The organism is Candidatus Pantoea gossypiicola (assembly GCF_008632075.1).
Classification (GTDB): domain Bacteria; phylum Pseudomonadota; class Gammaproteobacteria; order Enterobacterales; family Enterobacteriaceae; genus Pantoea; species Pantoea gossypiicola.
On the sequence record NZ_VWVM01000009.1, the window covers coordinates 16,868 to 43,027 of the forward strand.

The 26,160-nt window shown below is 55.1% G+C and carries 20 protein-coding genes and 4 tRNA genes; 3 read left to right on the top strand and 21 right to left on the bottom strand.

The features are described 5' to 3' along the window. Nucleotides 1–19 precede the first annotated feature (19 nt). The 14 genes from luxS to tam all read right to left on the bottom strand — a co-directional run bounded on the left by luxS (nucleotide 20) and on the right by tam (nucleotide 11,319). Nucleotides 20–535, bottom strand: a complete 516-nt coding sequence (luxS, locus tag F3I20_RS13105; protein WP_003849049.1) for an S-ribosylhomocysteine lyase — start codon at nucleotides 533–535, stop codon at nucleotides 20–22. Nucleotides 536–687: 152 nt separating this feature from the next. Continuing rightward, the gene (gshA, locus tag F3I20_RS13110; RefSeq protein WP_150014582.1) at nucleotides 688–2,295 is read right to left on the bottom strand and encodes a glutamate--cysteine ligase; all 1,608 of its coding nucleotides are present in this window, start codon (nucleotides 2,293–2,295) and stop codon (nucleotides 688–690) included. A gap of 31 nt (nucleotides 2,296–2,326) precedes the next feature. Continuing rightward, on the bottom strand, nucleotides 2,327–2,755 hold the full coding sequence (locus F3I20_RS13115) for a YqaA family protein (protein WP_010248498.1): 429 nt from the start codon (nucleotides 2,753–2,755) through the stop codon (nucleotides 2,327–2,329). Further along, the gene (gene yqaB / locus F3I20_RS13120; RefSeq protein ID WP_150014584.1) at nucleotides 2,752–3,318 is read right to left on the bottom strand and encodes a fructose-1-phosphate/6-phosphogluconate phosphatase; all 567 of its coding nucleotides are present in this window, start codon (nucleotides 3,316–3,318) and stop codon (nucleotides 2,752–2,754) included. Before yqaB ends, F3I20_RS13115 begins: the two co-directional genes overlap by 4 nt. A 580-nt stretch (nucleotides 3,319–3,898) precedes the next feature. After that, a tRNA-Arg gene (locus F3I20_RS13125) sits at nucleotides 3,899–3,975 on the bottom strand. Nucleotides 3,976–4,194: 219 nt separating this feature from the next. After that, nucleotides 4,195–4,271, bottom strand: a tRNA-Arg gene (locus F3I20_RS13130). A gap of 211 nt (nucleotides 4,272–4,482) precedes the next feature. Beyond that, nucleotides 4,483–4,559, bottom strand: a tRNA-Arg gene (locus F3I20_RS13135). An 8-nt stretch (nucleotides 4,560–4,567) separates the two neighbouring features. Then, a tRNA-Ser gene (locus tag F3I20_RS13140) sits at nucleotides 4,568–4,660 on the bottom strand. Between the two features lie 282 nt (nucleotides 4,661–4,942). Continuing rightward, on the bottom strand, nucleotides 4,943–5,128 hold the full coding sequence (gene csrA, locus F3I20_RS13145) for a carbon storage regulator CsrA (RefSeq protein ID WP_008927091.1): 186 nt from the start codon (nucleotides 5,126–5,128) through the stop codon (nucleotides 4,943–4,945). Nucleotides 5,129–5,376: 248 nt separating this feature from the next. Continuing rightward, nucleotides 5,377–8,004 carry an alanine--tRNA ligase gene (gene alaS, locus F3I20_RS13150; protein ID WP_150014586.1) on the bottom strand — a complete coding sequence of 876 codons (2,628 nt, stop codon included), beginning with the start codon at nucleotides 8,002–8,004 and terminating at the stop codon, nucleotides 5,377–5,379. A gap of 133 nt (nucleotides 8,005–8,137) precedes the next feature. Beyond that, entirely contained in the window at nucleotides 8,138–8,656 is a 519-nt protein-coding gene (locus tag F3I20_RS13155) for a regulatory protein RecX (RefSeq protein ID WP_150014588.1), read from the bottom strand. 121 nt (nucleotides 8,657–8,777) lie between these two features. After that, nucleotides 8,778–9,848, bottom strand: coding sequence for a recombinase RecA (recA, locus tag F3I20_RS13160; RefSeq protein ID WP_150014590.1), 1,071 nt, complete (start codon nucleotides 9,846–9,848; stop codon nucleotides 8,778–8,780). 95 nt (nucleotides 9,849–9,943) lie between these two features. Next, nucleotides 9,944–10,438: a nicotinamide-nucleotide amidase gene (gene pncC / locus F3I20_RS13165; protein WP_150014592.1), complete on the bottom strand. Its 495-nt coding sequence runs from the start codon at nucleotides 10,436–10,438 to the stop codon at nucleotides 9,944–9,946. A gap of 68 nt (nucleotides 10,439–10,506) precedes the next feature. Further along, nucleotides 10,507–11,319 (bottom strand): trans-aconitate 2-methyltransferase, encoded by an 813-nt coding sequence (tam, locus tag F3I20_RS13170; protein WP_150014688.1) that lies wholly within the window; start codon nucleotides 11,317–11,319, stop codon nucleotides 10,507–10,509. A 165-nt stretch (nucleotides 11,320–11,484) separates the two neighbouring features. On the opposite strand from tam, the gene F3I20_RS13175 reads away from it, so the two are divergent. Next, nucleotides 11,485–12,372, top strand: coding sequence for a dihydrodipicolinate synthase family protein (locus F3I20_RS13175; RefSeq protein ID WP_150019357.1), 888 nt, complete (start codon nucleotides 11,485–11,487; stop codon nucleotides 12,370–12,372). 33 nt (nucleotides 12,373–12,405) lie between these two features. Here the strand turns inward: F3I20_RS13175 and F3I20_RS13180 are convergent, their stop codons facing one another. From F3I20_RS13180 to F3I20_RS13210, 7 genes are all read right to left on the bottom strand, one after another. Further along, the gene (locus F3I20_RS13180; protein ID WP_150014596.1) at nucleotides 12,406–12,741 is read right to left on the bottom strand and encodes a zinc ribbon domain-containing protein YjdM; all 336 of its coding nucleotides are present in this window, start codon (nucleotides 12,739–12,741) and stop codon (nucleotides 12,406–12,408) included. 80 nt (nucleotides 12,742–12,821) lie between these two features. After that, a complete protein-coding gene (mltB, locus tag F3I20_RS13185) occupies nucleotides 12,822–13,904 on the bottom strand; it encodes a lytic murein transglycosylase B (protein ID WP_150037768.1) in 1,083 nt (360 codons plus the stop codon). A gap of 149 nt (nucleotides 13,905–14,053) precedes the next feature. Beyond that, nucleotides 14,054–14,731 carry a respiratory nitrate reductase subunit gamma gene (gene narI, locus F3I20_RS13190; protein ID WP_098052529.1) on the bottom strand — a complete coding sequence of 226 codons (678 nt, stop codon included), beginning with the start codon at nucleotides 14,729–14,731 and terminating at the stop codon, nucleotides 14,054–14,056. Then, on the bottom strand, nucleotides 14,728–15,456 hold the full coding sequence (narJ, locus tag F3I20_RS13195; protein WP_150037769.1) for a nitrate reductase molybdenum cofactor assembly chaperone: 729 nt from the start codon (nucleotides 15,454–15,456) through the stop codon (nucleotides 14,728–14,730). The genes narI and narJ overlap by 4 nt, the downstream gene beginning before the upstream one ends. Beyond that, entirely contained in the window at nucleotides 15,453–16,997 is a 1,545-nt protein-coding gene (narH, locus tag F3I20_RS13200; RefSeq protein ID WP_150037770.1) for a nitrate reductase subunit beta, read from the bottom strand. Before narH ends, narJ begins: the two co-directional genes overlap by 4 nt. Continuing rightward, nucleotides 16,994–20,755, bottom strand: coding sequence for a nitrate reductase subunit alpha (locus tag F3I20_RS13205; protein WP_150019353.1), 3,762 nt, complete (start codon nucleotides 20,753–20,755; stop codon nucleotides 16,994–16,996). The genes narH and F3I20_RS13205 overlap by 4 nt, the downstream gene beginning before the upstream one ends. Nucleotides 20,756–20,856: 101 nt before the next feature. Beyond that, nucleotides 20,857–22,248, bottom strand: coding sequence for a NarK family nitrate/nitrite MFS transporter (locus F3I20_RS13210; RefSeq protein ID WP_150014606.1), 1,392 nt, complete (start codon nucleotides 22,246–22,248; stop codon nucleotides 20,857–20,859). Nucleotides 22,249–22,559: 311 nt separating this feature from the next. Here F3I20_RS13210 and narL point away from each other — a divergent pair, with 311 nt between their 5' ends. Together narL and mutS are read left to right on the top strand one after the other, a co-directional pair. Then, nucleotides 22,560–23,207: a two-component system response regulator NarL gene (gene narL / locus F3I20_RS13215; protein WP_150014608.1), complete on the top strand. Its 648-nt coding sequence runs from the start codon at nucleotides 22,560–22,562 to the stop codon at nucleotides 23,205–23,207. A gap of 310 nt (nucleotides 23,208–23,517) precedes the next feature. After that, nucleotides 23,518–26,079 (top strand): DNA mismatch repair protein MutS, encoded by a 2,562-nt coding sequence (gene mutS, locus F3I20_RS13220; protein WP_150037771.1) that lies wholly within the window; start codon nucleotides 23,518–23,520, stop codon nucleotides 26,077–26,079. Nucleotides 26,080–26,160: the final 81 nt, after the last annotated feature.

A 26,160-nucleotide genomic window follows, 5' to 3' on the forward strand; every position in this document is an offset into this window, starting at 1 on the left:
TTTAGCAGAGAAGCTCTGGCTAGATGTGCAGTTCTTTCAGCTTTTCAGCAGGCAGCTTCAGATCGTCGTTGCGGTTAACGCCGATCTCATGCGCCAGCACATTGCGGGCAATCTGCTGCGCTTCATCCAGTGAGTGCAGCTTGTAGCTGCCACACTGGTATTCATTCAGCTCAGGGATCTGGTTCTGATCTTTCACTTTCAGAACATCTTCCATCGCCCCTTTCCACGCTTTCGCAACGCGCTGCTCGTCTGGCGTACCAATCAGGCTCATGTAGAAGCCGGTACGGCAACCCATTGGCGAGATATCGACGATTTCCACACCGTCACCATTCAGGTGGTCACGCATGAATCCGGCAAAGAGATGCTCAAGCGTATGAATGCCACGCTCAGTGAGGATATCAATGTTCGGGCGGCAAAAACGCAGGTCAAAGACGGTAATCGTATCGCCATGCGGAGTCTTCATGGTTTTAGCAACGCGTACTGCCGGTGCGCCCATGATGGTGTGATCAACGGTAAAACTGTCCAGTAGTGGCATACGTCACCTCCTGTTCTGAGAATTTTTTTAAAACGATGAAACTTTTCTGTTCGCCCAACGTCTGAATATATGAAAGACGCGCATTTGTTATCATCATCATCCCTGACAACAGAGATGTTAATTTGGCCACATTGATGTGGCCTTTTTCTTTTCTACCCTTCCCGGCTCGCCAGATACGCTTCAAAATCCAGCTTATCATTCGCTTCCAGCTGCTGCTGTGCAGCAACAGACGCCTGCGCCTGACGCGTGAAATCGTCTTCTGTCAGCACTTCCAGCGGCTCTTCGCAGAGCAGATGGCGATACTGTTCAGCCAGCGCCACCCCTGTTCCGGTGACACCATTGTCCTTCATTGCCTGAAGGATACGCGCCGAGTAGGTTAGCTCAGGATCGTCGAACGATGCTACCAGTTGATCGCAAACCTGCTGATATTCCGTGCTGTCCTGATTATGACTGTCTAAAACTTCAGCAACCCGACGCAGATCGGCAAACAGGGTCTTGCCTACTTCCACCAGCGAATGTTCCGCTTCTCCGCATCCTACTGCAATTTTTTGATCCGGCTTACGCCCTTCCAGCACCACCCGGTTCCAGTTTTTACGGGTGCATTGCAGCTCATCGGCACTCATTTCCGGCGCATCCGCCAGGGTACACCAGATCAGGAACAGATCGAGGAAGCGAACCTGATTCTCGTCAACGCCGATGGCAGAGAACGGGTTGATATCCAGCGAGCGCACTTCAATGTATTCAATGCCGCCACGCAGCAGCGCATCTGAAGGTGCTTCACCCGAACGCGTCACACGCTTAGGCCGGATGGGCGCATAGAGCTCGTTCTCAATCTGCAGCACATTGGTGTTGAGCTGCAGCCAGTTACCGTCGGCATCTTTGGTCCCCATCGCCGCATACTCTTCTGACGGCGTCCTGATGGCTTTCTTCAGCGCAGTGACATACCCTTCCAGCGAGTTAAACGTGATGCCCAGAGCGCTCTGCGATTTATTGGTATAGCCTAAATCGCTCAGACGCAGCGAGGTGGCGTACGGCAGCCACATAGTATCTTTGTCATTGGTTTCGAAAGGCAGCGCGCTCTCACGCCCCTGCAGGAAGCTTGAGCTGATAGCTGGCGATGCGCCAAACAGATACGGGATTACCCAGCCGAAGCGATAATAGTTGCGGATCAGCCGCAGATAACCCGCCGAAATCGTCTCTTTTCCGCTTTCCTGATCTTTCACGTCAGCCCACTCCTGCCAGAATGAGAGCGGCAGCGAGAAGTTATAGTGAATGCCGGAGATAGTCTGCATCAACGCGCCGTAACGGTTTTTCAGGCCTTCGCGGTAGAGGGTCTTCATCTTGCCGATATTGGAGGTGCCATATTGCGCCAGCTCAATATTATCCGCGTCGTCAATCTCGCACGGCATACTGAAAGGCCACATGCGTTCATCACCCAGTTCACGGGCGACGTGACGGTGAATATCGCGCAGGAAGGCCAGCATATGATCGATGCTGTGATCCACTGGCGTAATAAATTCCAGCAATGTTTCGGCAAAATCAGTGGTGATCCAGTCATGTTTCAGCGCCGAGCCCAGAGATTCCGGGTGGCCGGTTTTTGCCAGATTGCCATTTTCCTGTACACGCAGCGTTTCACGCTCGATGCCACGGCCAATACCTTTCAGGGCATTAGGATGCGCTTCCAGCCAGGAGAGCGCTTTAGATACGTCCGGGATCACATTACCCCCCCGCTGTGATAATAATTTATTTTTGTTCAGCATAATGTTAACCGTAGCCTCGAATCTGTGCGAATCAATGCCACCATTGCATACCCTGTAATGTGGCAGTCGCGATAACGATATAACGCAGTGTTTTGCCGACGGCGAGAAACAGCATCGCGGGTAGCCAGGCGAAACGCAACCAGCCTGCGAGAACGCAGAGCAGATCACCTATCACCGGCAGCCAGCTGAATAATAGTGCTGCAGGTCCCAGTCGGTGCAACCACGTCATTGCTGTGTCATGCCATCGCCCCTGACGTTTTAGCGGCAGCAAGCGACCAATAAGAATGTTGGTTAAGCCGCCCAGGGTGTTTCCCAGGGATGCGGCCAAAAGCAACCCGTAAACTGATGTCTTTTTTGCTATTAATAGTGCTATCAGCAATGCTTCAGAACTTCCCGGCAGGAGCGTCGCACTCAGAAAACTGCTGCCGAACATCGAGGCATAGGTAAGAACGTCACTCACAGTAAGCGGACATCCACCACGTCCATGCCTGCCGCCTTCGCAGCCTGAACGCCAAAGTCAGCATCCTCGAACACCACACAACGTGCCGGCGCGACACCCATCAGCTCAGCGCAGCGTAAGAAGGTTTCAGGCTCAGGCTTATGACGCTGAACGTCGTCAGCGCCGACAACTGCAGAAAAGAGCTCACGCACGCCCAGCTGCGTCAGTAACGCCTCTGCCATGTTGTGTTCGCTTCCGGTACCCACCGCCATCGGACGACGCCCGTGATACGCTTTTACCACCTCCATTAAAGGCAGCGGCTTAACGTTTTCCAGCAGCATCGCTTCCACAGCAGCGGTTTTTTCTGCGGCAAGAAGATGAGGGTCGTGTGACGACTGATTGGTTTCAATGATGAACTGCGCAAGCCGCCAGGCGGGAGCGCCATTGAAGTCGATAATACGAGCTTCATCCAGCGTTAATCCATAACGCGCCAGTACCTGACGCCACGCTTTTCGATGTGTCGGCTCAGTATCAAGAATCGTGCCGTCCATATCGAAAATCAGGGCGTCATATTGATCGTACATTGTCACTCCGGACATCCACCAAATGAGACATTACTTTAGCCTAATGTGGACAGGTTGTCGCCAGGGGGGATGAACAGCAAATGCTTTGAAAGCATTAACAATTTTTGTTTTCAGATAAAGGTGATCGTGCGCGGCCAGTGATAACAGTGCGAATTTTAAGCGAATTTTTTACATTCTTTTGGCTGACAGGCTGCGGGGGACGGGCGTGGGCAGCAAAACAGAGAGTGCTGACGCGTGAGACAGGCGCTGTAATTCGCTTAAGTCAGAATGATGAATCAGTGAGGCGGGTTAAGCAGAAAAACAGTATGGGTAAAGCCAGAGGGAAACTGCTGGGGGAGTTCCTGAAACGTTTTTAGCTTTGGGGCACAGGCGGTTACTGATGCGGCAGTAAGGAGTTTAGTGAGTTCTTAGCGATGATACATTGAGGGTTTATGAGAGAACAAAGATGGTGCATCCAGGAGGATTACTCAGCTTGCGCTTCGCCCTGTGGGCCGTTGCTAAAGCAACGTTATCCTCCTTAGTGCGGCCTGAACGCTAATCACGTCATGACACACTGAGGCACTGACCATATTGGAGAATATGGTGCATCCAGGAGGATTCGAACCTCCGACCGCTCGGTTCGTAGCCGAGTACTCTATCCAGCTGAGCTATGGATGCATTGGGATCTATCTTTTGGGGTCTGTCTTTTGAGGTACAACTTTTAATGGAATTACAGAAACCAACCTGAGGATGTTACAAAGAATGGTGCATCCAGGAGGATTACTCAGCTTGCGCTTCGCCCTGCGGGCCGTTGCTAAAGCAACGTTATCCTCCTTAGTGCGGCCTGAACGCTAATTACGTCATGACACACTGAGGCACTAACCATATTGCAGAATATGGTGCATCCAGGAGGATTCGAACCTCCGACCGCTCGGTTCGTAGCCGAGTACTCTATCCAGCTGAGCTATGGATGCATAAATCTAATTCTTGTACAACGCAGGGTACTAACTACTCACCATGAAAGGAATTGCTAATTCACTTTGTTTTTCGATGGTGCATCCAGGAGGATTACTCAGCTTGCGCTTCGCCCTTCGGGCCGTTGCTAATGCAACGTTATCCTCCTTAGTGCGGCCTGAACGCTAATGCGTCATGTCACACCGAGGCACATCTCCATATTCGAAAATATGGTGCATCCAGGAGGATTCGAACCTCCGACCGCTCGGTTCGTAGCCGAGTACTCTATCCAGCTGAGCTATGGATGCATCGAAAATGGCGGTGAGGGAGGGATTCGAACCCTCGATACAGCTTTTGACCGTATACTCCCTTAGCAGGGGAGCGCCTTCAGCCTCTCGGCCACCTCACCTTACGCTTTCTTTCGAACCGTGCGTCTGAACTTGTTTCTGCTCATCGGCACTGCGTGGCGCACATATTACTTTCCCGGACTTTTAAGTCAAACAATTTTTCCGAAACTTTGTTTGATTGAGCAAATCACACACAATTGGGACAAAATGGCGACAAAAAGAGTGAATTATCAACAATGAAAGGTGATGTCGTTAACGAAACAGGGAAGAGAAAGCTGAAAAGAAAAGGAGGGATTTTTACAGAAAGCGGTAGCGCCTCGCACAGGTGCGAGACGCTGAATCCGTTAAACGCTGGTTTGTTGCGTTTTTTCAGCCTGGATGCGTTGATAGATCTCTTCGCGATGCACAGACACTTCTTTCGGCGCGTTAACCCCTATACGAACCTGGTTACCCTTAACACCCAGCACCGTTACAGTTACCTCATCACCGATCATGAGGGTTTCACCAACTCGACGAGTTAGAATAAGCATTCTTTGCTCCTTGAAAGATTAAAAGAGTCGGGCTTGTACAGGCTCCCGGCATTATCCATCATTTAACGCTGCACATTGACTATGAGAAATACACCAATGCACATCGATGCGCCAATACATTCTGCTGATAGTTAGTTTAGCCGAAATACACTACATCAACCTGACTTTGTCATTTGCTGTTTTAGCATCGTATTAAAAAGCGCCGGAACCGGAGTTCTGACGCTTTTTACAATGCCTTGTTCTATGTGTTACAGGCGGCTGTTAACCCAGCTCTCAACCCCTGCCAGAGCGCTTTTCAGCGCTTCAGCATCAGTACCACCCGCTTGTGCCATATCAGGACGGCCACCGCCCTTCCCGCCAACCTGCTGTGCCAGACCGGCAATCAACTCACCCGCTTTAACACGGTCAGTCAGATCTTTGGTCACACCCGCAATCAGTGACACCTTACCTTCAGCAACTGTCGCCAGCACAATAATCGCCGATCCCAGCTGATTCTTAAGATCATCAACCATGGTACGCAACATTTTAGGCTCGACGTTGTTGAGCTCACTGACCAGCAGTTTCACTCCCTTAACGTCGATGGCATTGCTGCTCAGTGAGGCACTCTCCTGCGCGGCCTGCTGATCGCGCAGTTGCTGCAACTCCTTCTCCAGAGCGCGTACATGATCGACCAGACCACGCACTTTCTCGTTGAGGTTGCTGCTGTTCGCTTTAACCAGTTGCGCAAGATCCTGCAGCTGGCTGCTCTGCGCATTGACCTGTGCCAGCGCCCCTTCACCGGTAATGGCTTCGATACGACGGATGCCTGCCGCCGTTCCTGACTCAGCCTGAATACGGAACAGGCCGATATCACCCGTGCGCGCAGCATGCGTACCCCCGCACAGCTCAACAGAGAAATCACCCATGGTCAGAACGCGTACGCGCTGATCATATTTCTCGCCAAACAGTGCCATTGCACCCTTAGACTTCGCCGCATCAAGATCCATCACTTCAGTTTCAACCGGCAGGTTGCGACGAATCTGCGCATTGACAATATCTTCGACCTGACGAATCTCCTGTGGTTTCATCGCTTCAAAATGCGAGAAGTCGAAACGCAGGTATTTGTCATTAACCAGCGAGCCTTTCTGCGCCACATGCTCACCTAAAACCTGACGCAATGCGGCATGCAATAAGTGGGTCGCAGAGTGGTTAAGACGGATGCGCGCACGACGTGCCGCATCAACCTGGGCCTCAAGGCGATCTCCGATACGCAACTGCCCTGCGGTCAGCTTACCGACATGACCGATTGCCTGACCATATTTTTGTGTATCCTGGACGCTAAATTCAGCATTCTTCCCTTTCAGCAGACCGGTATCGCCTACCTGACCACCGGATTCGCCATAGAATGGGGTTTCATCCAGCACGACTACAGCATCCTGACCTGCGGTCACTTCATCAACCGCCTCACCCGCAACGTAGAGCGCTTTCACCGTGGCGGTCAGATCAAGCTGGTCGTAGCCTTTGAAGGAAGAGGCGGCATCAATGCGAATCACGTTGCTGTAATCAGCGGCGAAGCCACTTGCTTCACGTGCGCGCTGACGCTGCTGTTCCATCGCCTGCTCAAAGCCCGCCTCATCAATTCTCAGGTTGCGTTCGCGGCAGACGTCAGCCGTTAAATCAGCCGGGAAGCCAAAGGTATCGTAAAGACGGAAGACGATTTCGCCATTGAGCGTGTCGCCCTGCAGTTTTTCCAGCTCTTCGTCTAACAGGGCCAGTCCGCGCTCCAGCGTTCTGGCAAACTGATCCTCTTCGCTTTTCAGCACCTGCTCAACCTGAGCCTGCTGACGCTGTAACTCTTCGCCCGCAGCCCCCATAACCTCAACCAGTGGCGCAACCAGCTTATAGAAGAAAGCCTCTTTGGCACCCAGCATGTTGCCATGACGTACGGCACGACGAATGATACGACGCAGCACGTAACCACGGTTCTCATTTGACGGAATCACGCCATCGGCAATCAGGAAAGCACAGGAGCGAATATGGTCGGCAATCACACGCAGCGATTTATTACTCAGATCGGTTGCGCCGGTAACCTGTGCCACAGCCTGAATCAGTTTCTGGAACAGGTCGATTTCATAGTTGGAGTTGACGTGTTGCAGAACGGCAGAAATACGCTCAAGGCCCATTCCGGTATCAACCGACGGTTTTGGCAGCGGCAGCATAGTGCCATCAGCCTGACGGTTGAATTGCATAAAGACGATGTTCCAGATCTCAATATAACGGTCACCATCTTCTTCCGGGCTGCCCGGAGGGCCACCCCAGATGTGATCGCCATGATCGTAGAAAATTTCACTGCACGGACCACAAGGACCGGTATCGCCCATCTGCCAGAAGTTATCTGACGCGTACGCGCTGCCCTTGTTGTCGCCGATGCGGATAATGCGCTCGCGTGGCACGCCGATTTCATCCGCCCAGATATTGTAGGCTTCATCATCGGTTTCATAGACCGTCACCCACAGACGCTCTTTCGGCAGGCTGAACCACTGTTCGCTCGTCAGCAGTTCCCAGGCAAAACCAATCGCCTCTTTCTTGAAGTAGTCACCAAAGCTGAAGTTACCCAGCATTTCAAAGAAGGTGTGGTGACGTGCGGTGTAGCCGACGTTTTCAAGATCGTTGTGTTTACCGCCTGCGCGAACGCAGCGCTGTGACGTGGTCGCACGTGTATAATCACGTTTGTCCTGACCGAGGAACACATCTTTAAACTGGTTCATCCCGGCGTTAGTAAACAACAAGGTTGGATCGTTATTCGGTACGAGGGAGCTGCTGGTTACAACCTCATGTCCCTTGCTATGAAAAAAGTCGAGAAACGCTTGACGGATCTCAGCAGTGCTCTTGCTCATATATGTCCTGGAATCACGCTAACGAACGTTCCCTCTGATCGGCGCGGCCACATTCTCGTGGTGCCTGATTAGCGGAACAAAAAGTGGGAATAAGATAAATTTTCTTCGTTGGGAAGTAAAATTACATCGGCTTTTAGTCATCAAAATTTCTGAAAATGGACTGGATATCGTCGGTCTGAAAGCCCTTCGACTGCAGATAGCGTAGTACTTTCGCCTTCTCTTTCCACTCTGTGGGCAGCGGATGTCCGAATTTTCGTTCAGCCAGCTGTGCGGCGCAGGCTGCCCAGTCAACCTCTGTCTCTTCCATCGCAATATCAATGGCTTCACGATCGATGCCTTTCTGAGCCAGTTCAAGCCGTACGCGCTGCGACCCAAAACCTTTACGGCTTCGGCTCTGAATAAACCGATCGGTGAAACGCTCGTCGTTTAACCAGCCGCTTTCCTGACACCAGTCCAGTACCTGCTCCAGCAGCGCTTCAGTGATAATTTCAGGCTCTTTTTTCTGCGCCCATGCGGCACGCTGAGCTGACTGTTGCAGCTTACGGGATAACTCAGCACGGCTGTGGTCACGCTGACCCAGAATGCGCATCGCACGGTCAAGCAGACGAGAATAAGAGACAACATTGGGTTGGGGCTGAGAGGATTCAGTCATACTGCGCACCTTCTAAAAACAGAGGGAGATTATGGCGACAGAACAGGACAGAGGGAAGGCAGGAAAAGTATCAGGGGGGATAAAACAGCGGGAGAGGCTTTTGCCCCTCCCGCATCAGAAATCAGAAGTCTTCGTTCGCTTCACTTGCCGCGTCTTCTTTCTCAGCAGTCTTGTCGGCTGCTGCGAGTGTCTCATCCGCGCCATTGAGCAACATCTCACGCAACTTCAGATCAATTTCGTTTGCTACAGCAGCATTCTCTTTCAGGAAGTTGCCGGCATTCGATTTACCCTGACCAATCTTGTCGCCATTGTAGCTGTACCATGCACCCGCTTTTTCAATCAGCTTGTGCTTCACGCCCAGGTCGACCAGCTCACCAAAGGTATTGATACCTTCACCGTACATGATCTGGAATTCAGCCTGTTTAAATGGCGCGGCAATTTTGTTTTTCACTACCTTAACGCGGGTCTCACTACCCACCACGTTATCGCCCTCTTTGATGGCACCGATACGGCGAATATCAAGACGGACAGACGCATAGAACTTCAGCGCGTTACCACCGGTAGTGGTTTCCGGGTTACCAAACATCACGCCAATTTTCATACGAATCTGGTTGATGAAGATCAGCAGCGTATTGGACTGCTTCAGGTTACCGGCCAGTTTACGCATCGCCTGGCTCATCATACGTGCCGCGAGGCCCATATGTGAGTCACCGATTTCACCTTCAATTTCCGCTTTCGGCGTCAGCGCCGCAACGGAGTCGACGATGATAACATCAACAGCACCAGAGCGCGCCAGCGCATCACAGATTTCCAGCGCCTGCTCACCCGTGTCGGGCTGAGAACAGAGCAGGTTTTCGATATCTACGCCCAGTTTCTTGGCGTAAACCGGATCAAGCGCATGCTCAGCATCGATAAAGGCACAGGTTTTGCCTTTACGCTGTGCAGATGCGATAACCTGCAGGGTCAGCGTGGTTTTACCGGAAGACTCTGGTCCGTAGATCTCAACGATACGGCCCATTGGCAGACCGCCTGCGCCTAATGCGATATCCAGCGAGAGCGAACCGGTAGAGATGGTTTCCACATCCATTGAGCGGTCTTCACCCAAGCGCATGATGGAGCCTTTACCAAATTGTTTCTCAATCTGGCCCAGCGCGGCAGCTAAAGCCTTCTGTTTGTTTTCATCAATCGCCATTTCAACTCCTAATCAAGCCGGGTAAACACGCACGCAGGGTGCCTGCACTCTTTCTGTTGCCGACAATTATACTGTATAGTCATACAGTATCAAGTTTAATTTGTCAGAAATTCGCCATACAGTTTCTGCAGGGCCCATGCCACCGACTGGCGGCGGACGGCATCACGATCACCGCTAAAATGCTGCTGAAAAGTCAATACGTTATCCTGCGGCCCGGCAAAGCCAAACCACACCGTGCCGACCGGTTTTTCTTCACTGCCGCCATCCGGGCCGGCAATGCCGCTGACGGAGATCGCGTAGTCAGCCTGGGCTGCCTTGCGGGCACCCAGCGCCATCTCACGCACCACCGCATCACTCACCGCGCCATACTGCGCCAGCGAGTCAGACTTAACATCCACCAGCTGCTGTTTCGCCTCATTACTGTAGGTCACAAAACCACGTTCGAACCAGGCGGAACTGCCGCTGATATCGGTAAAGACTTTGGCAATCCAGCCGCCCGTACAGGATTCCGCACAGGTTACGGTGGCATTACGCTGCTTCAGCTTCTCACCTATCTGCGCGCTTAACGCCTGCAATTGCTGATCGTCCATTACAACTCTCCCTTTGGTCGTGGGTTGAAGGTGGTGCAGAAAAACCACTTTTTCAAGGGCTATTATCATTATTGCCCTGTTTTTGCAGCCTGCTTTCCAGCGCCATCACCTTTTTTCACTGCAACCATAAAAAGCCGCGGAAAGGCGAGCAGAATCTGACCATCGGCCTGAGCCGGATAAGCGGTAAGTAAGCGCTGATGATAATCAGACAGAAAAGACATCTGTTCAGACTCATTTAACATCGCCAGGAAAGGCCTCAGACCGGTCGCCTGTAACCAGCGGATAATCGCCTGTGCATCGGCCATCACGTGATAATAGGTGGTTCGCCAGATATCCACCTCACAGCCGGCCTGGGTCAGCAGATCATAATATTCGCCTGTAGAAAGCAGCTGTGTACGTTCAGCGGCACTGGCACTCATGCGTAACGACCAGCGATCGGTAGCCGCCACCTCGCGCATCAGCTGGTGCGACGGCTCATTGAGGTTATCAGGCATCTGGATCGCCAGCACGCCCCCGGGTGCCAGCAGGCTAACCAGATGAGCAAATAGCGTGGCGTGATTATCCAGCCATTGCAGAGATGCGTTGGCATAAATCACCTGCTGCGGCGCATCCGCCTGCCATGTGCGGATATCTGCCTGGACAAAACGGCAGTGCGGCAGACGTTCACGGGCCTGAGTTAGCATCGTCGCTGAACTGTCGAGCCCGGTGATCTGCGCCAGCGGCCAGGCATCGGCGAGCAGCTCGGTGCTGTTACCGGGTCCGCAGCCCAGATCGGTCACCTGTTCAACCTGTCCCAGGCTGATGCGCGCCAGCAGCTCGCGGGCTGGACGGGTTCGTTCCGCTTCAAATTTGCGATACAGCACGGGATCCCACTCTTTCATCATCACCTCTCGCTCAGTTGTCAGAAGCATTCGCTTACTGAGACGGATGAAAGACAAAAAAGTGCGACCCGTTGCTCAATTCTTCATCTGGCGCTGGCAGAGACTGGCTGGAGTCATTAAGTTAAAACAGTGTTTCATTTTTAACATTTACTTCAGGAGTCAGCTATGCGTGAAAAATCGGCCTTTGCCGGTGTCTGGTGCCCTTCTGTCACCCCTTTCAGTGCACAGGGCGGCCTTGATATCGACGCGCTCGGGCGACACTTCTCCCGCCTTAATGAGTCCGGCATCGATACCCTGCTGGTGATGGGCAGCATTGGCGAGTTTGCCTCACTGACGCAGCAGGAGCGTTTACAGCTGATTCAGGAAGCCAGGCCCCTGTCGCCGCTGAAGATGGTCGCGAACGTCTCGGCGACCTGTGTCCCGGATATGCTGGCGCTGGCCGAAGCCGCGTGGAAAAACGATTTTGATGCGGTGATGGTGCTGCCGCCCTACTATTACGGCCAGACACAAGAGCAGCTGATGCACTACTTCGAAGCGCTTGACGCACAGCTGGGCGGGAAATGGTTTGCCTACAACTTCCCGGCTCGCACCGGCTGCGATCTGACGCCCACGCTGATTGCTGCTCTGGCGGCAAAGCTGCCCAACTTTATCGGTATCAAAGATACGGTGGATTGCGTGTCGCATAACCGGGCAATGATTGAAGAGACCCGCAAAGTACGTAGTGATTTCGCCGTGCTATCGGGGTATGACGAATACCTGCTTCCCAATCTGCTGGCGGGTGGTGCCGGGGTAATTTCAGGCCTGAATAATATTGTGCCGGAGTACTTTGCCGAGATGATGGCGGCATGGCGGACAGGCAATCTGCCTGAGCTGACGCGTCTGCAGCAGCAGATCGGCCGGCTGATGGCGATTTACAGTATCGGAGATGATTTCGTGACGACAATTAAAACGGCCGTGGCGCGACGTTATGACTCAATGAGCAGTAACTCGCGAAATTACGGTGGTGCTCTGAACGCGGAACAGTGCGCCGCAATTGATCGGCTGTTCAGCTAGAAGAAAGACAGGCGCATCCCTGCGCCCCGGATCTCAGTTCTTTTTCACGAACTCAGATTTTAATTTCATCGGGCCAAAACCGTCGATTTTACAGTCGATGTTGTGGTCCCCTTCAACCAGGCGAATGCTTTTCACTTTGGTACCGATCTTCAGCGATGAGGAGCTGCCCTTCACCTTGAGATCTTTGATCACCGTGACGCTGTCGCCATCTGCCAGCAGATTACCATTGGCATCACGCACTTCCGGTGACGCATTGCTGCTGTCACCCTCTCCTTCGGTCCAGATATGACCACAGGAAGGGCAGTTGAAGTTTTCGCCATCTTGCCAGGTGTAATCGGCGTGACAGGCTGGGCAGGCAGGTAAAGACATAACGACTCCAGAGATATCAGTGGCTGTGTGGCCTGAAAAAGGGCGTCATCATATAACCTTACAGTTAACAAGGATAGCCTTTATAACAGGCCCCCCTGCCGTGCCTTGCTCACCGCCTCACCCAGTTGCCACACCGCCATCGCATAATGAGTACTATGGTTGTAGCGGGTAATGACATAGAAATTGGGTAAGCCGTACCAGTACTGGTAGCTGGTGCCTAAGTCGAGGCGCAGCAGACTGACCTCATCGTTGCCGTCCAGCGAACCCTGTGGTGACAGGCCTGACGCCGCCAGCATGCTCACGCTGTAACGGGTTTTAAAGCCATCTTCCAGCATCGGTGCCTGACCGCTGGCCGGGACTGCCACATTTTCGCCGCTGCGCCAGCCGTGTTTCTGGAAGTAGTGCGCCACGCTGCCGATCGCATCCACCGGATCCCACAGGTTGGCATGGCCGTCGCCGTTGAAATCAACCGCGTAATCATTGTAAGAGGAAGGCATAAACTGACCATAGCCCATCGCCCCGGCGAAAGAGCCTTTCAGCGCCAGCGGGTCATCCTGCTCTTTACGCGACATCAGCAGGAAGGTTTCCAGCTCGCTGCTGAAGTACGCGGCACGGCGCGGATAGTTAAACGATAAGGTTGCAAGCGCATCCAGAATCCGCGTTTTCCCCATCACGCGCCCCCAGCGGGTTTCCACGCCAATGATGCCGACAATGATTTCCGGCGGCACGCCATAGACCTGCTGCGCGCGTTGCAGCGCATCCTGATACTGGTTCCAGAACGCCACGCCATTTTGCACATTATCCGGCGTAATGAACTTGTTGCGATAGCGGATCCAGGCCCCGTTAGGTCCCGGCGCGGGCGTATAGCTCGGTGCCTGACGATCCATCAGCCGCAGCACGTAATCCAGCCGCTTAGCCTGACCGATGATGTTATGCAGTTGCTCACGGTCGAAGTCATGCTTCTCAACCATCTTATCGATAAACTGCTCTGCGGCAGGATTACCGGCAAAGTCGCCGAACATCGCCTGCCCGCTGTGCGACGGTTGCAGTAAAAAACCGCCCTGCGGCGCAGCCAGCATCTTCTGCTGGGGCGGAACGTCAGGTTTGCTGCTGCAGGAGGCCAGAAGCGGGATGAACGCAAGGAGGGCTAACTTGAGACGCATCGGTTATCCATAAACGAGGGGTAAATTCAGATGCGGTAATAGTAGTCGTTCAGCGCGTTGACATACAGTCCGGAATCTTAAAAAAACGTCAACGCCGCCGTCGGTTAAAAGGGCTGCGGGGCGATATTTCCCCCGCAGCCATTCCGGGGTTAGCGGCGGTTTCTCACCAGCTGATAACGGCGGGTCAGATATTCAACCGGTGCGCTCCAGATATGCACCAGACGACAGAACGGGAACAGCAGGAACAGCGTCATGCCCAGTACCATGTGCACGCGATAGATAAACGCGACGCCCTCAAGATGCTGCGATGCACCACCGTGGAAGGTCACTACCGCCTGCGCCCAGCCCACCAGCTTCATCATCTCACTGCCGTCCATATGCTGAGCAGAGAACGGAATGGTCAGCAGACCCAGCGTAGCCTGCGCTACCAGCAGCGTCAGGATCAGAATGTCGCCGACGCTGCTGGTCGCCCGCACCCGAGGATTGGTCAGACGGCGCTTCAGCAGCAGCGCCCCACCCGCCAGCGTCATCGCACCAAACAGACCACCGGCTATCATCGCCAGCTTCTGCTTCACGTCGATCGGCAGGAAGGATTCATACATCCAGTGCGGGGTCAGCATCCCGACGATATGACCGAAGAAGATCCCGATGATGCCGATGTGGAACAGGTTAGAGGCGAGCCGCATCCCTTTTTTGTCCAGCATCTGACTGGAACCGGCCCGCCAGCTGTACTGCCCGTAGTCATAGCGCAGCCAGCTTCCGACCAGGAAAACTGTTCCGGCCAGGTAGGGATAAATATCGAAGAAGAAAGTGTTAATGAAATTCATGCTGATTCTCCTGTGGTGCGCGCCGTCGCCGCGCCGATATCCAGATACTGCGGCGCGACCGCATCGGCGAAGCGACGCTGATGCATCGCCTGCTGCGCTGAGGCACAGCCCTGTTCGCCGAGAAATTTAATCTGCTCCTCTTCCCAGACCGCATCGAGTGCGGCCGGAGTATCGTCGCGCGCTTCCTGCGCCACTTGGGGCTTAAGGGCCGCAGGATCGACTGCGCTGCCGGAAAGCGTCAGTAACACTGTGAACAGGTCAGCATAAGGACTCTGTCGCGCTTCCAGTCGCGCGGCCAGCAAGGCCAGGATTGGCACGATGTCTTCCAGTCCCTGACGCGCGGCCTTATCGCTTTTACAGGCGAGATATTCGAGGTAGAGCGGCAGATAATCGGGCAACTCTTTGCTGTCCAGTTCCAGACCGTCAGCCCGGTACTGTTCCAGCAGATCAACCATCGCCTGACCGCGATCGCGGGACTCACCGTGCACATGTTCAAACAGCAGCAGCGAGGTGGCGCGGCCGCGATCAAACAGTTCGCAGTAGTCAGCCTGCACGTCCAGCATGGGCCGGGTGCAGAGCTGATTGATAAAGCTCACCAGCCGTGTACTCTGCTGCAGGTTGAGTTCGCTGGCCTCTTCCAGCGCCGCGATCAGGTCGGGATAGTGGGTAAACAGCGCCTCGTCCGGGTAGTCCAGCAGGCGCGACACAACACGCAGCGTGATCATGAGGCATCCTCCGGGCGGCTGGTTTTCCTGCTGACGTCAATGGCATCGATACGGCGGCTGTTAAACAGGTTAAATTTGCTGTCGCTGCCATGGCAGCCATCGCCAAAGCTGAAGCCACAGCCTTTGCTTTCCGGAAAGGCTTCACGCGCCAGTTCTCGATGACTTGAAGGCACCACAAAGCGATCTTCATAGTTGGCGATCGCCAGATAGCGGTACATCTCCTGCGCCTGCGCTTCGGTCAGACCGACCTGCTCCAGCGCCCGGATATCATGCTCACCGTCCACGCTTTCTGCGCGCTTGTAATGGCGCATCGCCAGCATGCGTTTCAGTGCCAGCAGCACCGGCGCGGTGTCGCCTGCGGTCAGCAGGTTCGCCAGGTACTCAACCGGAATACGCAGGCTTTCCACATCCGGCAGCACGCCGGTATGTGCCAGCGCCCCGCCATCCACCGCCGACTGAATCGGTGACAGTGGCGGCACATACCAGACCATCGGCAGCGTGCGGTATTCAGGGTGAAGCGGCAGCGCCAGCTTCCACTCCATCGCCATTTTATAAACCGGTGAACGTTGCGCGGCATCGATCACGCTCTGTGCGACACCATCTTTCAGCGCCTGGGCGATCACCACGGGATCGTGGGGATCAAGGAAGATTTCCAGCTGGCTCTGATAGAGATCTTGTTCGTTTTCCGCAGCAGCCGCCTGTTCAATGCGGTCAGCGTCATAGAGCAGCACGCCGAGATAGCGGATCCGGCCGACACAGGTTTCCGAGCAGACGGTGGGCTGGCCCGCTTCAATACGTGGATAACAGAAAATGCATTTTTCTGATTTGCCGCTTTTCCAGTTGAAGTAGATCTTCTTGTATGGACAGCCAGTGAGGCACATCCGCCAGCCGCGACATTTATCCTGGTCGATCAGCACAATGCCATCTTCGCCGCGCTTGTAGATTGCGCCACTGGGGCAGGTTGCCACGCACGCCGGGTTAAGGCAGTGCTCACACAGGCGTGGCAGGTACATCATGAAGGTGTGTTCAAACTGGCCGTAAATCTCCTTCTGGATATTATCGAAGTTCTTATCCTGTGAGCGTTTGGCAAATTCGCCGCCCAGGATCTCTTCCCAGTTCGGGCCGTTTTCGATCTTTTTGATCCGCTGACCGGTGATCAGCGAGCGCGGACGTGCAATCGGCTGATGTTTACCGGCAGGGGCGTTGTGCAGATGCTGATAATCAAAATCGAACGGCTCATAGTAATCATCCAGTGCAGGCACATCCGGGTTGGCGAAGATCTTCGACAGCAGGCCGACGCGATTGCCCATGCGCGGCTCCAGTTTGCCGTTGATCTTACGGATCCAGCCGCCCTTCCACTTCTGCTGATCTTCCCAGGCGTGCGGATAGCCGACGCCAGGTTTGCTTTCGACGTTGTTAAACCAGGCGTACTCCATGCCCTCGCGGCTGGTCCAGACGTTTTTACAGGTCACCGAACAGGTGTGGCAGCCGATACATTTGTCGAGGTTCAGCACCATGCCGACCTGTGAACGAATTTTCATGGTTTTACCTCCTGCTGGCTGCCCTGGCAGGCATCGTTGCCTTCCCCATCTAACCAGTTAACGTTATTCATTTTTCTGACCACCACGAACTCATCGCGGTTTGAGCCGACGGTGCCGTAGTAGTTAAAGCCCCATGAGAGCTGGGCATAACCGCCAATCATATGGGTCGGTTTCGGGCAGGTTCGCGTCACGGAGTTATGGATGCCGCCGCGCTGGCTGGTGATCTCCGAGCCGGGAATATTCACGATGCGTTCCTGGGCGTGGTACATCATGGTCATACCGGCCGGGATGCGCTGGCTCACGACCGCACGCGCGGTCAGTGCACCATTGGCGTTGAACGCTTCTATCCAGTCGTTATCCACAATGCCCAGCTCACGGGCGTCATCTTCACTCATCCAGACAATCGGGCCGCCGCGTGACAGCGTCAGCATCAGCAGGTTGTCGCTGTAGGTGGAGTGAATGCCCCACTTCTGATGGGGCGTCAGGAAGTTAAGCGCCTTCTCCGGGTTACCGTTGGGTTTGCTGTTCAGCAACGGCTTCGCCGCACGGGTATCGATAGGCGGACGATAGACCATCAGGCTCTCACCGAAGGCGCGCATCCATTCATGGTCCTGATAGAGCTGCTGACGACCGCTCAGGGTACGCCACGGGATCAGCTCATGAACGTTGGTGTAGCAGGCGTTGTAGGAGACATGTTCATCTTCCAGACCTGACCAGGTCGGGCTGGAGATAATTTTGCGCGGCTGCGCCTGAATATCGCGGAAGCGAATCTTCTCATCTTCTTTGTTCAGTGCCAGATGCGTGTGGTCACGGCCGGTAATTGCGCCCAGCGCCTGCCAGGCTTTCACCGCCACCTGACCATTGGTTTCTGGTGCCAGTGCCAGGATCACTTCGGCTGCATCGATCGCCGTGTCAATATTTGGCCGTCCCGCTGCCGGGCCATCCGCTTTGACATAGTTAAGCTGCTTGAGGAAATCGACCTCTTTGCTGGTGTTCCAGCTGATGCCTTTGCCGCCGTTACCCTGGGTATCCAGTAGCGGTCCCAGCGAGGTAAAGCGCTCCCAGGTCGCCGGATAGTCGCGCTCTACCACCATAATGTGTGGCGCAGTTTTGCCCGGAATCAGGTCACACTCGCCTTTTTTCCAGTCTTTCGCCTCAAACGGCTGCGCCAGTTCTGCGGGTGAGTCATGCAACACCGGCAGTGTCACCACATCGGTTTCAACACCTAAATGGCCAGGACAGAGTTCGGAGAAGGCTTTGGCGATGCCTTTATAGATCTCCCAGTCGCTTTTTGAATCCCAGGCAGGATCAACAGCGGCCGAGAGCGGATGAATAAACGGATGCATATCCGAAGTATTCATATCGTCTTTTTCATACCAGGTGGCGGTTGGCAGCACGACGTCAGAGTAGAGACAGGTGCTCGACATACGGAAGTCGAGTGTGACCACCAAATCCAGCTTGCCTTCGGCACCCTGATCCAGCCACTCCACTTCTTCCGGCTTCACGCGGCCCTGCTGACCTAAATCTTTACCCTGAATGCCGTTTTCTGTACCCAACAGATATTTCAGCATGTACTCATGCCCTTTGCCTGAGGAGCCGAGCAGATTGGAACGCCAGACAAACAGGTTACGCGGGAAGTTCTGCGGATCGTCCGGCTGTTCAGCGGCGAACCGAATAGCGCCCTGCTTCAGGCTTTCCACGGTGTAATCCAGCGGTGACTGACCGGCGGCTTTCGCCTGTTCCGCGATGTGCAGCGGGTTGACGTTAAGCTGCGGCGCGGAAGGCAGCCAGCCCATGCGTTCGGAACGCACGTTAAGGTCGATCAGGCTGCCGCTGTAGCGACTTTTATCTGCCAGCGGTGACAGCAGTTCGCTGGTCGCCAGGGTTTCATAGCGCCACTGACTGGCGTGGTTGTAAAAGAAAGAGGTGCTGTTCATCTGACGCGGCGGACGCTGCCAGTCGAGGCCAAAGGCCAGCGGGGTCCAGCCAGTCTGCGGACGGAGTTTCTCCTGACCGACATAGTGCGCCCAGCCCCCGCCGCTCTGACCGACGCAGCCGCAGAAAATCAGCATGTTCATCAGACCACGGTAGTTCATATCCATGTGATACCAGTGGTTCATGCCCGCACCGACGATGATCATCGAACGGCCGCGGGTTTTTTCGGCGTTTTCGGCAAACTCACGGGCAATGCGGATGATGTTCTGCCTGGAGACGCCGGTAATCTGCTCAGCCCACGCCGGACTATAGGCTTTGATCTCGTCGTAGCTTTGCGCGCAGTTGGCATCATCCAGACCGCGATCCAGACCGTAGTTCGCCAGGGTCAGATCGTAGACGCTGGTGACCAGCGCTTCACTGCCATCCGCCAGCTGCAGGCGTTTCACCGGCAGCTTGTGCAGCAGAATCTCATCCAGCGCGACGCTTTTAAAATGCTCGCGGGTGATGCCGCCAAAGTAAGGGAAGCCGACTTCAACGACCTCATCGTGGCTGCCGAGCAGGCTGAGCTGCAGCTCCACTTCTTTTTGCGACAGGCCGTCACGCTGCTCCAGATTCCATTTGCCTTTTTCACCCCAGCGGAAGCCGATTGAACCCTGCGGCGCAATCAGTTCACCGGTCGCCTGATCCAGCGCCACGGTTTTCCACTCCGGGTTATTCTCCTGACCCAGGCCATCCACCAGATCGCTGGCGCGTAGCTGACGGCCTGCGGCATAGTAGCCGCCCTCACGCGGCTCCAGCAGCACCAGCATCGGCATATCGGTATAGCGGCGCACGTAGTCACGGAAATAGCCGACTTCGCGATCAAGGTGAAACTCTTTTAACATCACATGGCCCATCGCCAGCGCCATCGCGCTGTCGGTACCCTGCTTCGGACTCAGCCACTGGTCGCACAGCTTCGCGACTTCGGCATAGTCCGGGGTAATGGCCACGGTTTTCGTCCCTTTATAGCGGACCTCCGTGAAGAAGTGCGCATCCGGGGTACGGGTCTGCGGCACGTTCGAGCCCCAGGCAATAATGTAAGAAGAGTTGTACCAGTCGGCCGATTCCGGCACGTCGGTCTGCTCGCCCCAGGTCATCGGTGACGCAGGCGGCAGATCGCAATACCAGTCATAGAAGCTCAGGCAGGTTCCGCCGATCAGTGACAGATAACGAGCGCCGGCGGCGTAGGAGACCATCGACATTGCCGGAATCGGCGAGAATCCCATAATGCGATCAGGGCCGTACGTCTTCGCGGTGCAGATGTTCGCAGCAGCGATCATCTCGTTCACTTCCTGCCAGCTGGAGCGGACAAAGCCACCGCGTCCGCGCGCCTGCTTGTAGCTTTTAGCCTTTTCCGGATTGCTGATAATGGATGCCCAGGCATCCACCGGATCGCTGTGCTGTGCTTTCGCGTCGCGCCACAGCTGAATCAGCTTCTTGCGCATCAGCGGATATTTCAGGCGGTTAGCGCTGTAGAGATACCAGGAGTAGCTCGCTCCGCGTGGGCAGCCGCGCGGCTCATGGTTGGGCAGATCGGGACGGGTACGCGGATAGTCGGTCTGCTGGGTCTCCCAGGTGACCAGGCCGTTTTTCACGTAGATTTTCCAGCTGCAGGAGCCGGTACAGTTAACACCGTGGGTGGAGCGCACGATTTTATCGTGCTGCCAGCGGCTGCGGTAGCCATCTTCCCAGTCGCGGTTACTGTTTAAGGTCTGGCCATGCTGACCGGAAAAGGGCTCGGCCAGCTGTTTAAAATAACGAAATCGATCAAGAAACTTGCTCATCCGGAATACTCCTGAAGGCTTTGTATGACATTGCTGACTCTGCATCTGTCGCGACACAGAAAGTAAAATGATGCCGGTGCGCCACACCGGCTTTGTCGTTATCAGGCGCGGGCTTTTCGTCCGTAAACCAGCCAGGTCACGGCGATGCAGCAGAGATAGAAGACCAGGAAGATTTTCATCGCGCCAGCGGGTGAACCGGTCATGGCGAGCGACAGGCCAAAGGTCTGTGGAATAAAGAAGCCGCCCAGTGCACCAATGGCGGAGATAAAGCCCAGCGCAGCCGAGGTTTCAGTTGCCGCTTCACGCTGCGCATGCGCATCGTCACCACCTTCAGCTTTGATACGTTCCAGCGTCAGCTTGCGGAAGATCACCGCAATCATCTGGTAGGTGGAGCCACTGCCCAGACCGGCGGTCAGGAACAGGCCCATAAACACGGTGAAGAAGGCGATGAACGAGCCATCATGTCCGTCTCCCGGCAGCGTGAGGAACAGCAGCGCGGCAAACAGCGCCATCAGGATGTAGTTGACCAGCGTGACGCGGGTACCGCCGAGGCGGTCAGAAACGATGCCGCCTGCTGAACGGGCCAGCGCACCAATCAGCGGGCCGAAAAAGGCGTAATGCATGATCACAACATCCGGAAATTGCGTTTTCGTCAGCATGGCGAAGCCAGCAGAAAATCCGATAAAGGAACCGAAGGTCGCCAGATAGAGCAGTGCCATAATCCACAAATGCGGACGTTTCAGCACCGGCAACTGCTCACGCAGCGAGGATTTTGCCGCCGCGAGATCATTCATGCCGAACCAGGCCGCGAGCGTGCCGATCGCCAGGAGTGGCACCCAGATCCAGGACGCATTTTCCAGCCAGATATTGTCGCCGGTGACGGTGGTATGACCCACATCGGCAAAGCCAAAAATGGCACAGGAAATTGCCAGCGGTGCGACAAACTGCATCACGCTGACGCCAAGATTACCAAGGCCGCCGTTGATACCCAGCGCGCCGCCCTGATGGGCTTTAGGGAAGAAGAAGCTGATATTGCCCATGCTCGAAGCAAAATTAGCGCCACCAAATCCGCACAGCAGAGAGATCACCATAAACGTGGCGAATGAGGTCTGACTGTCCTGTACCGCAAAGCCGAGCCACAGGCAGGGGATAATCAGGATACCGGTGCTGAAGGCGGTCCAGCGGCGGCCACCAAAGATGGGAATAACAAAAGAGTAAGGCACACGCAGCAGCGCCCCGGACACCGACGGCAGCGCAGTCAGTAAAAAGAGCTGCTCCGTAGTGAAGTTAAAGCCGACTTTATTCAGATTCACCGCGACGGTGCTGAACAGCATCCAGACGCAGAAGCCCAGCAGCAGGCAAAAAACAGAAATCCACAGATTACGGCTGGCGATACGCTTGCCGCGCGTCTGCCAGAACGCCTCGTTTTCAGGTTGCCAGTCCTGGATTAACGCGCCGCGCGTCGGGGTTTGCAATGGGGCAGATTGGGTCATAAATCTCTCATCAGCAGAATAATAATTGTGCATATCCTGCGCATCCGGCCTGGTGGCTTGCTTGATACAAATCAACGGCAATGCAGGTTACAAAGGCGTGGCAATCTCAGCTCATCCCGGTTAAGTAGTTGACTGAGTGCAGATAACCCTTATAAATCATGCGGTTTAATTGCAGCTGCGAACGCCTTCAGCAAAAGGGCATCTGAATGGAAATAAAGGAGTAGTCCTTTAGGGGTATATAGCGACCCCGCTTCACCGGTAAGATAGGCACCGTCGCCCGCACAGGGCTGGTGTACAGGACAGGAAAAATTGTGACGGCAGAGAAATTTACGCTCTTATTAATCGATGACCACCCTATGCTGCGCAACGGTCTGAAGCAGCTGATTGCGCTGGATGAACGATTGCAGGTGGTGGCCGAAGCGGGTAACGGCATTGAGGGTCTGGCACTGGCACAACAGCACGATCCCGACCTGATCCTTCTGGATCTCAATATGCCGGGTCTGAACGGGCTGGATACCCTGACCCAGCTGCGCGAAATCGCCCTTTCTGGCCGGGTAGTCGTGTTCAGCGTTTCCGATAATGAAGAGGATGTGATCAGCGCGCTGAAGCGCGGCGCGGATGGCTATCTGTTGAAAGATATGGAACCGGAAGCCTTGCTGAAAGCGCTGCATCAGGCCGCCGCCGGACAGATCGTACTGAGCGAAGTGTTAACCCCGATTCTGGTTGCGAGGTTGCGCGATTCGCAGCCTGCACAGACGCGCGATATCAGCCAGCTGACCCGGCGTGAACGCGACATCCTGCAACTGATCAGCGATGGAATGACCAACAAAGCGATTGCCCGCAAACTGGACATCAGCGAAAGCACGGTCAAGGTTCACGTCAAATATCTGCTGAAAAAAATGAACCTCAAATCCCGGCTCGAAGCCGCCGTCTGGGCGCTGCAGAACGGGCTGCACTGAGCATTTTCCCTTCTGCTGTGCGCTGTAGCGCCGCCCCCCGTACGCCATAAACTGACGCAGAAATCGCGAGCCGCCTCGCAGCACCGCGCCAGCGTCATGAAAAATGCCACTTTTCTGTCGCCAGCCGTCGCCACATTTGCCAGGATGCCTGTCAGGTTACACCCGGTCAGGATCAGGGCGTTTATCAGGCTGGCATATGCCCTGTCCTATTCGTTATCATCTGGTTATCCTGCGCGCCGACGCGAATCCTTTCGGTTTCATGGGCGTTGACCGCCAGAAATTTACCGCATTAAAGATGAGTTAAAACCTTATGCAAGAGCCAACCGAAAAGGACTTTCCTTCCCATACCCCCATGATGCAGCAGTACCTGCGCCTCAAGGCGGAGCATCCTGATATTCTGCTGTTTTACCGGATGGGTGACTTCTACGAGCTGTTTTATGACGACGCAAAGCGCGCCTCGCAGCTGCTGGAGATTTCACTTACCAAACGCGGCGCGTCCGCGGGCGAACCGATCCCGATGGCGGGTGTACCCTATCATGCGGTTGAAGGCTATCTGGCTAAGCTGGTTCAGCTGGGCGAATCCGTTGCCATCTGCGAGCAGATAGGCGATCCGGCGCTGAGCAAAGGACCGGTCGAGCGCAAAGTGGTTCGCATTGTAACGCCCGGCACCATCAGTGATGAGGCGCTGTTGCAGGAGCGGCATGACAATCTGCTGGCGGCGATTGTGCAAAGTTCGCGCGGTTTTGGCTACGCCACGCTGGATATCAGCTCAGGCCGTTTTCGCTTAAGCGAACCGGCTGATGCCGAAACCATGGCGGCAGAGTTGCAGCGCACCAATCCCGCTGAGCTGCTCTACCCCGAAGATTTTCAGGCGATGTCGCTGATCGATCAGCGTCGTGGCCTGCGCCGTCGTCCGCTGTGGGAGTTTGAGATTGACACCGCGCGCCAGCAGCTGAACCTGCAGTTCGGCACTCGCGATCTCAATGGCTTCGGCGTAGAGAACGCGCACCTCGGACTGAGTGCGGCGGGCTGTCTGCTGCAGTATGCCAAAGATACCCAGCGCACCACCCTGCCGCACATCCGCTCGCTGAGCATGGAGCGGCAGCAGGATAGCATCATCATGGATGCCGCTACCCGCCGCAATCTGGAGATTACCCAGAACCTGGCCGGCGGTACTGACAACACCTTAGCGGCCGTGCTGGATAAAACCGTCACCCCGATGGGCAGCCGGATGCTGAAGCGCTGGCTGCATATGCCGCTGCGTGATGTGCGCATCATTAACCAGCGTCAGGAGTCGATTGCTGAGCTGCAGAATCTCAGCGATGCTCTGCAACCGGTGCTGCGTCAGGTCGGCGATCTGGAGCGAATCCTGGCGCGTCTGGCACTGCGCACCGCGCGTCCGCGCGATCTGGCCCGCATGCGCCACGCATTTCAGCAACTGCCGGAACTCAATCAGTTGCTGGCCGGTGTTGAAGCACCACAGCTACAGAAGCTGCGCACCCAAATGGGCGAGTTCACCGCGCTGCGTGAGCTGCTGGAGCAGGCGATCATCGACTCCCCGCCAGTGCTAATCCGCGACGGCGGCGTGATTGCGCCCGGTTACAACGCCGAGCTGGATGAGTGGCGCGCGCTGGCCGACGGCGCAACCGACTACCTTGACCGGCTGGAGATCCGTGAACGCGAAAAGCTGGGACTCGATACGCTGAAGGTCGGCTTTAACGGTGTGCATGGCTATTACATTCAGGTGAGCCGTGGCCAGAGCCATCAGGTCCCGATGCACTATGTCCGCCGTCAGACGCTGAAAAATGCTGAGCGCTACATCATCCCGGAACTGAAAGAGTACGAAGACAAAGTCCTTACCTCCAAGGGCAAAGCGCTGTCGCTGGAGAAGAGCCTGTATGAGGCGCTGTTCGATCAGCTGCTGCCGCACCTTGAGGCGCTGCAACTCAGTGCCGCTGCGCTGGCTGAGCTGGATGTGTTAAGCAACCTGGCAGAACGCGCCTGGACCCTGAACTATTGCCGTCCTGTGTTGCAGGATAAAGCCGGAATCAAAATCAGCGGCGGTCGCCATCCGGTGGTTGAACAGGTTCTGAAGGAGCCATTCATTGCTAACCCGCTATCACTGGCACCTCAGCGCAGAATGCTGATCATTACCGGTCCCAATATGGGCGGTAAAAGTACCTATATGCGGCAGGCGGCGCTGATTGCGCTGATGGCATGGATTGGCAGTTTTGTTCCTGCCGACGAGACGCTGATTGGCCCGTTGGATCGTATCTTTACCCGCGTCGGTGCCGCTGACGATCTCGCCTCCGGGCGCTCAACCTTTATGGTTGAGATGACCGAGACCGCAAACATCCTGCATAACGCCACTGAAAACAGTCTGGTGTTGATGGATGAGATTGGACGCGGTACCTCGACCTACGACGGTTTATCGCTGGCCTGGGCATGCGCCGAAAACCTGGCAAACCGCATCAAAGCGATGACGCTGTTTGCCACCCACTACTTCGAGCTGACAACATTGCCGGAAAAAATGGAAGGCGTGGTCAACGTCCATCTGGATGCAGTTGAGCATGGTGACACCATTGCCTTTATGCACAGCGTTCAGGAAGGTGCAGCGAGCAAAAGTTATGGGCTGGCCGTAGCCGCGCTGGCGGGCGTGCCTAAAGAGGTCATCAGACGGGCGCGCAACAAGCTGAAAGAGCTGGAAACCGTTTCAAATCACTCGGCATCATCAACGGTAGATGGTTCTCAGCTGCCACTGCTGGTTGAAGAGACCTCGCCAGCGGTAGAAGCGCTTGAGGCGCTGGATCCGGATACGCTGACACCGCGTCAGGCGCTCGACTGGATTTATCGGCTTAAATCACTGGTGTGATAGCACGCCGCATCGTGTGAACGCATGGTGCGGCGCTGGCATTCTTCTGTAAATCACTTTTCTACAGGCATAAAAAAACGG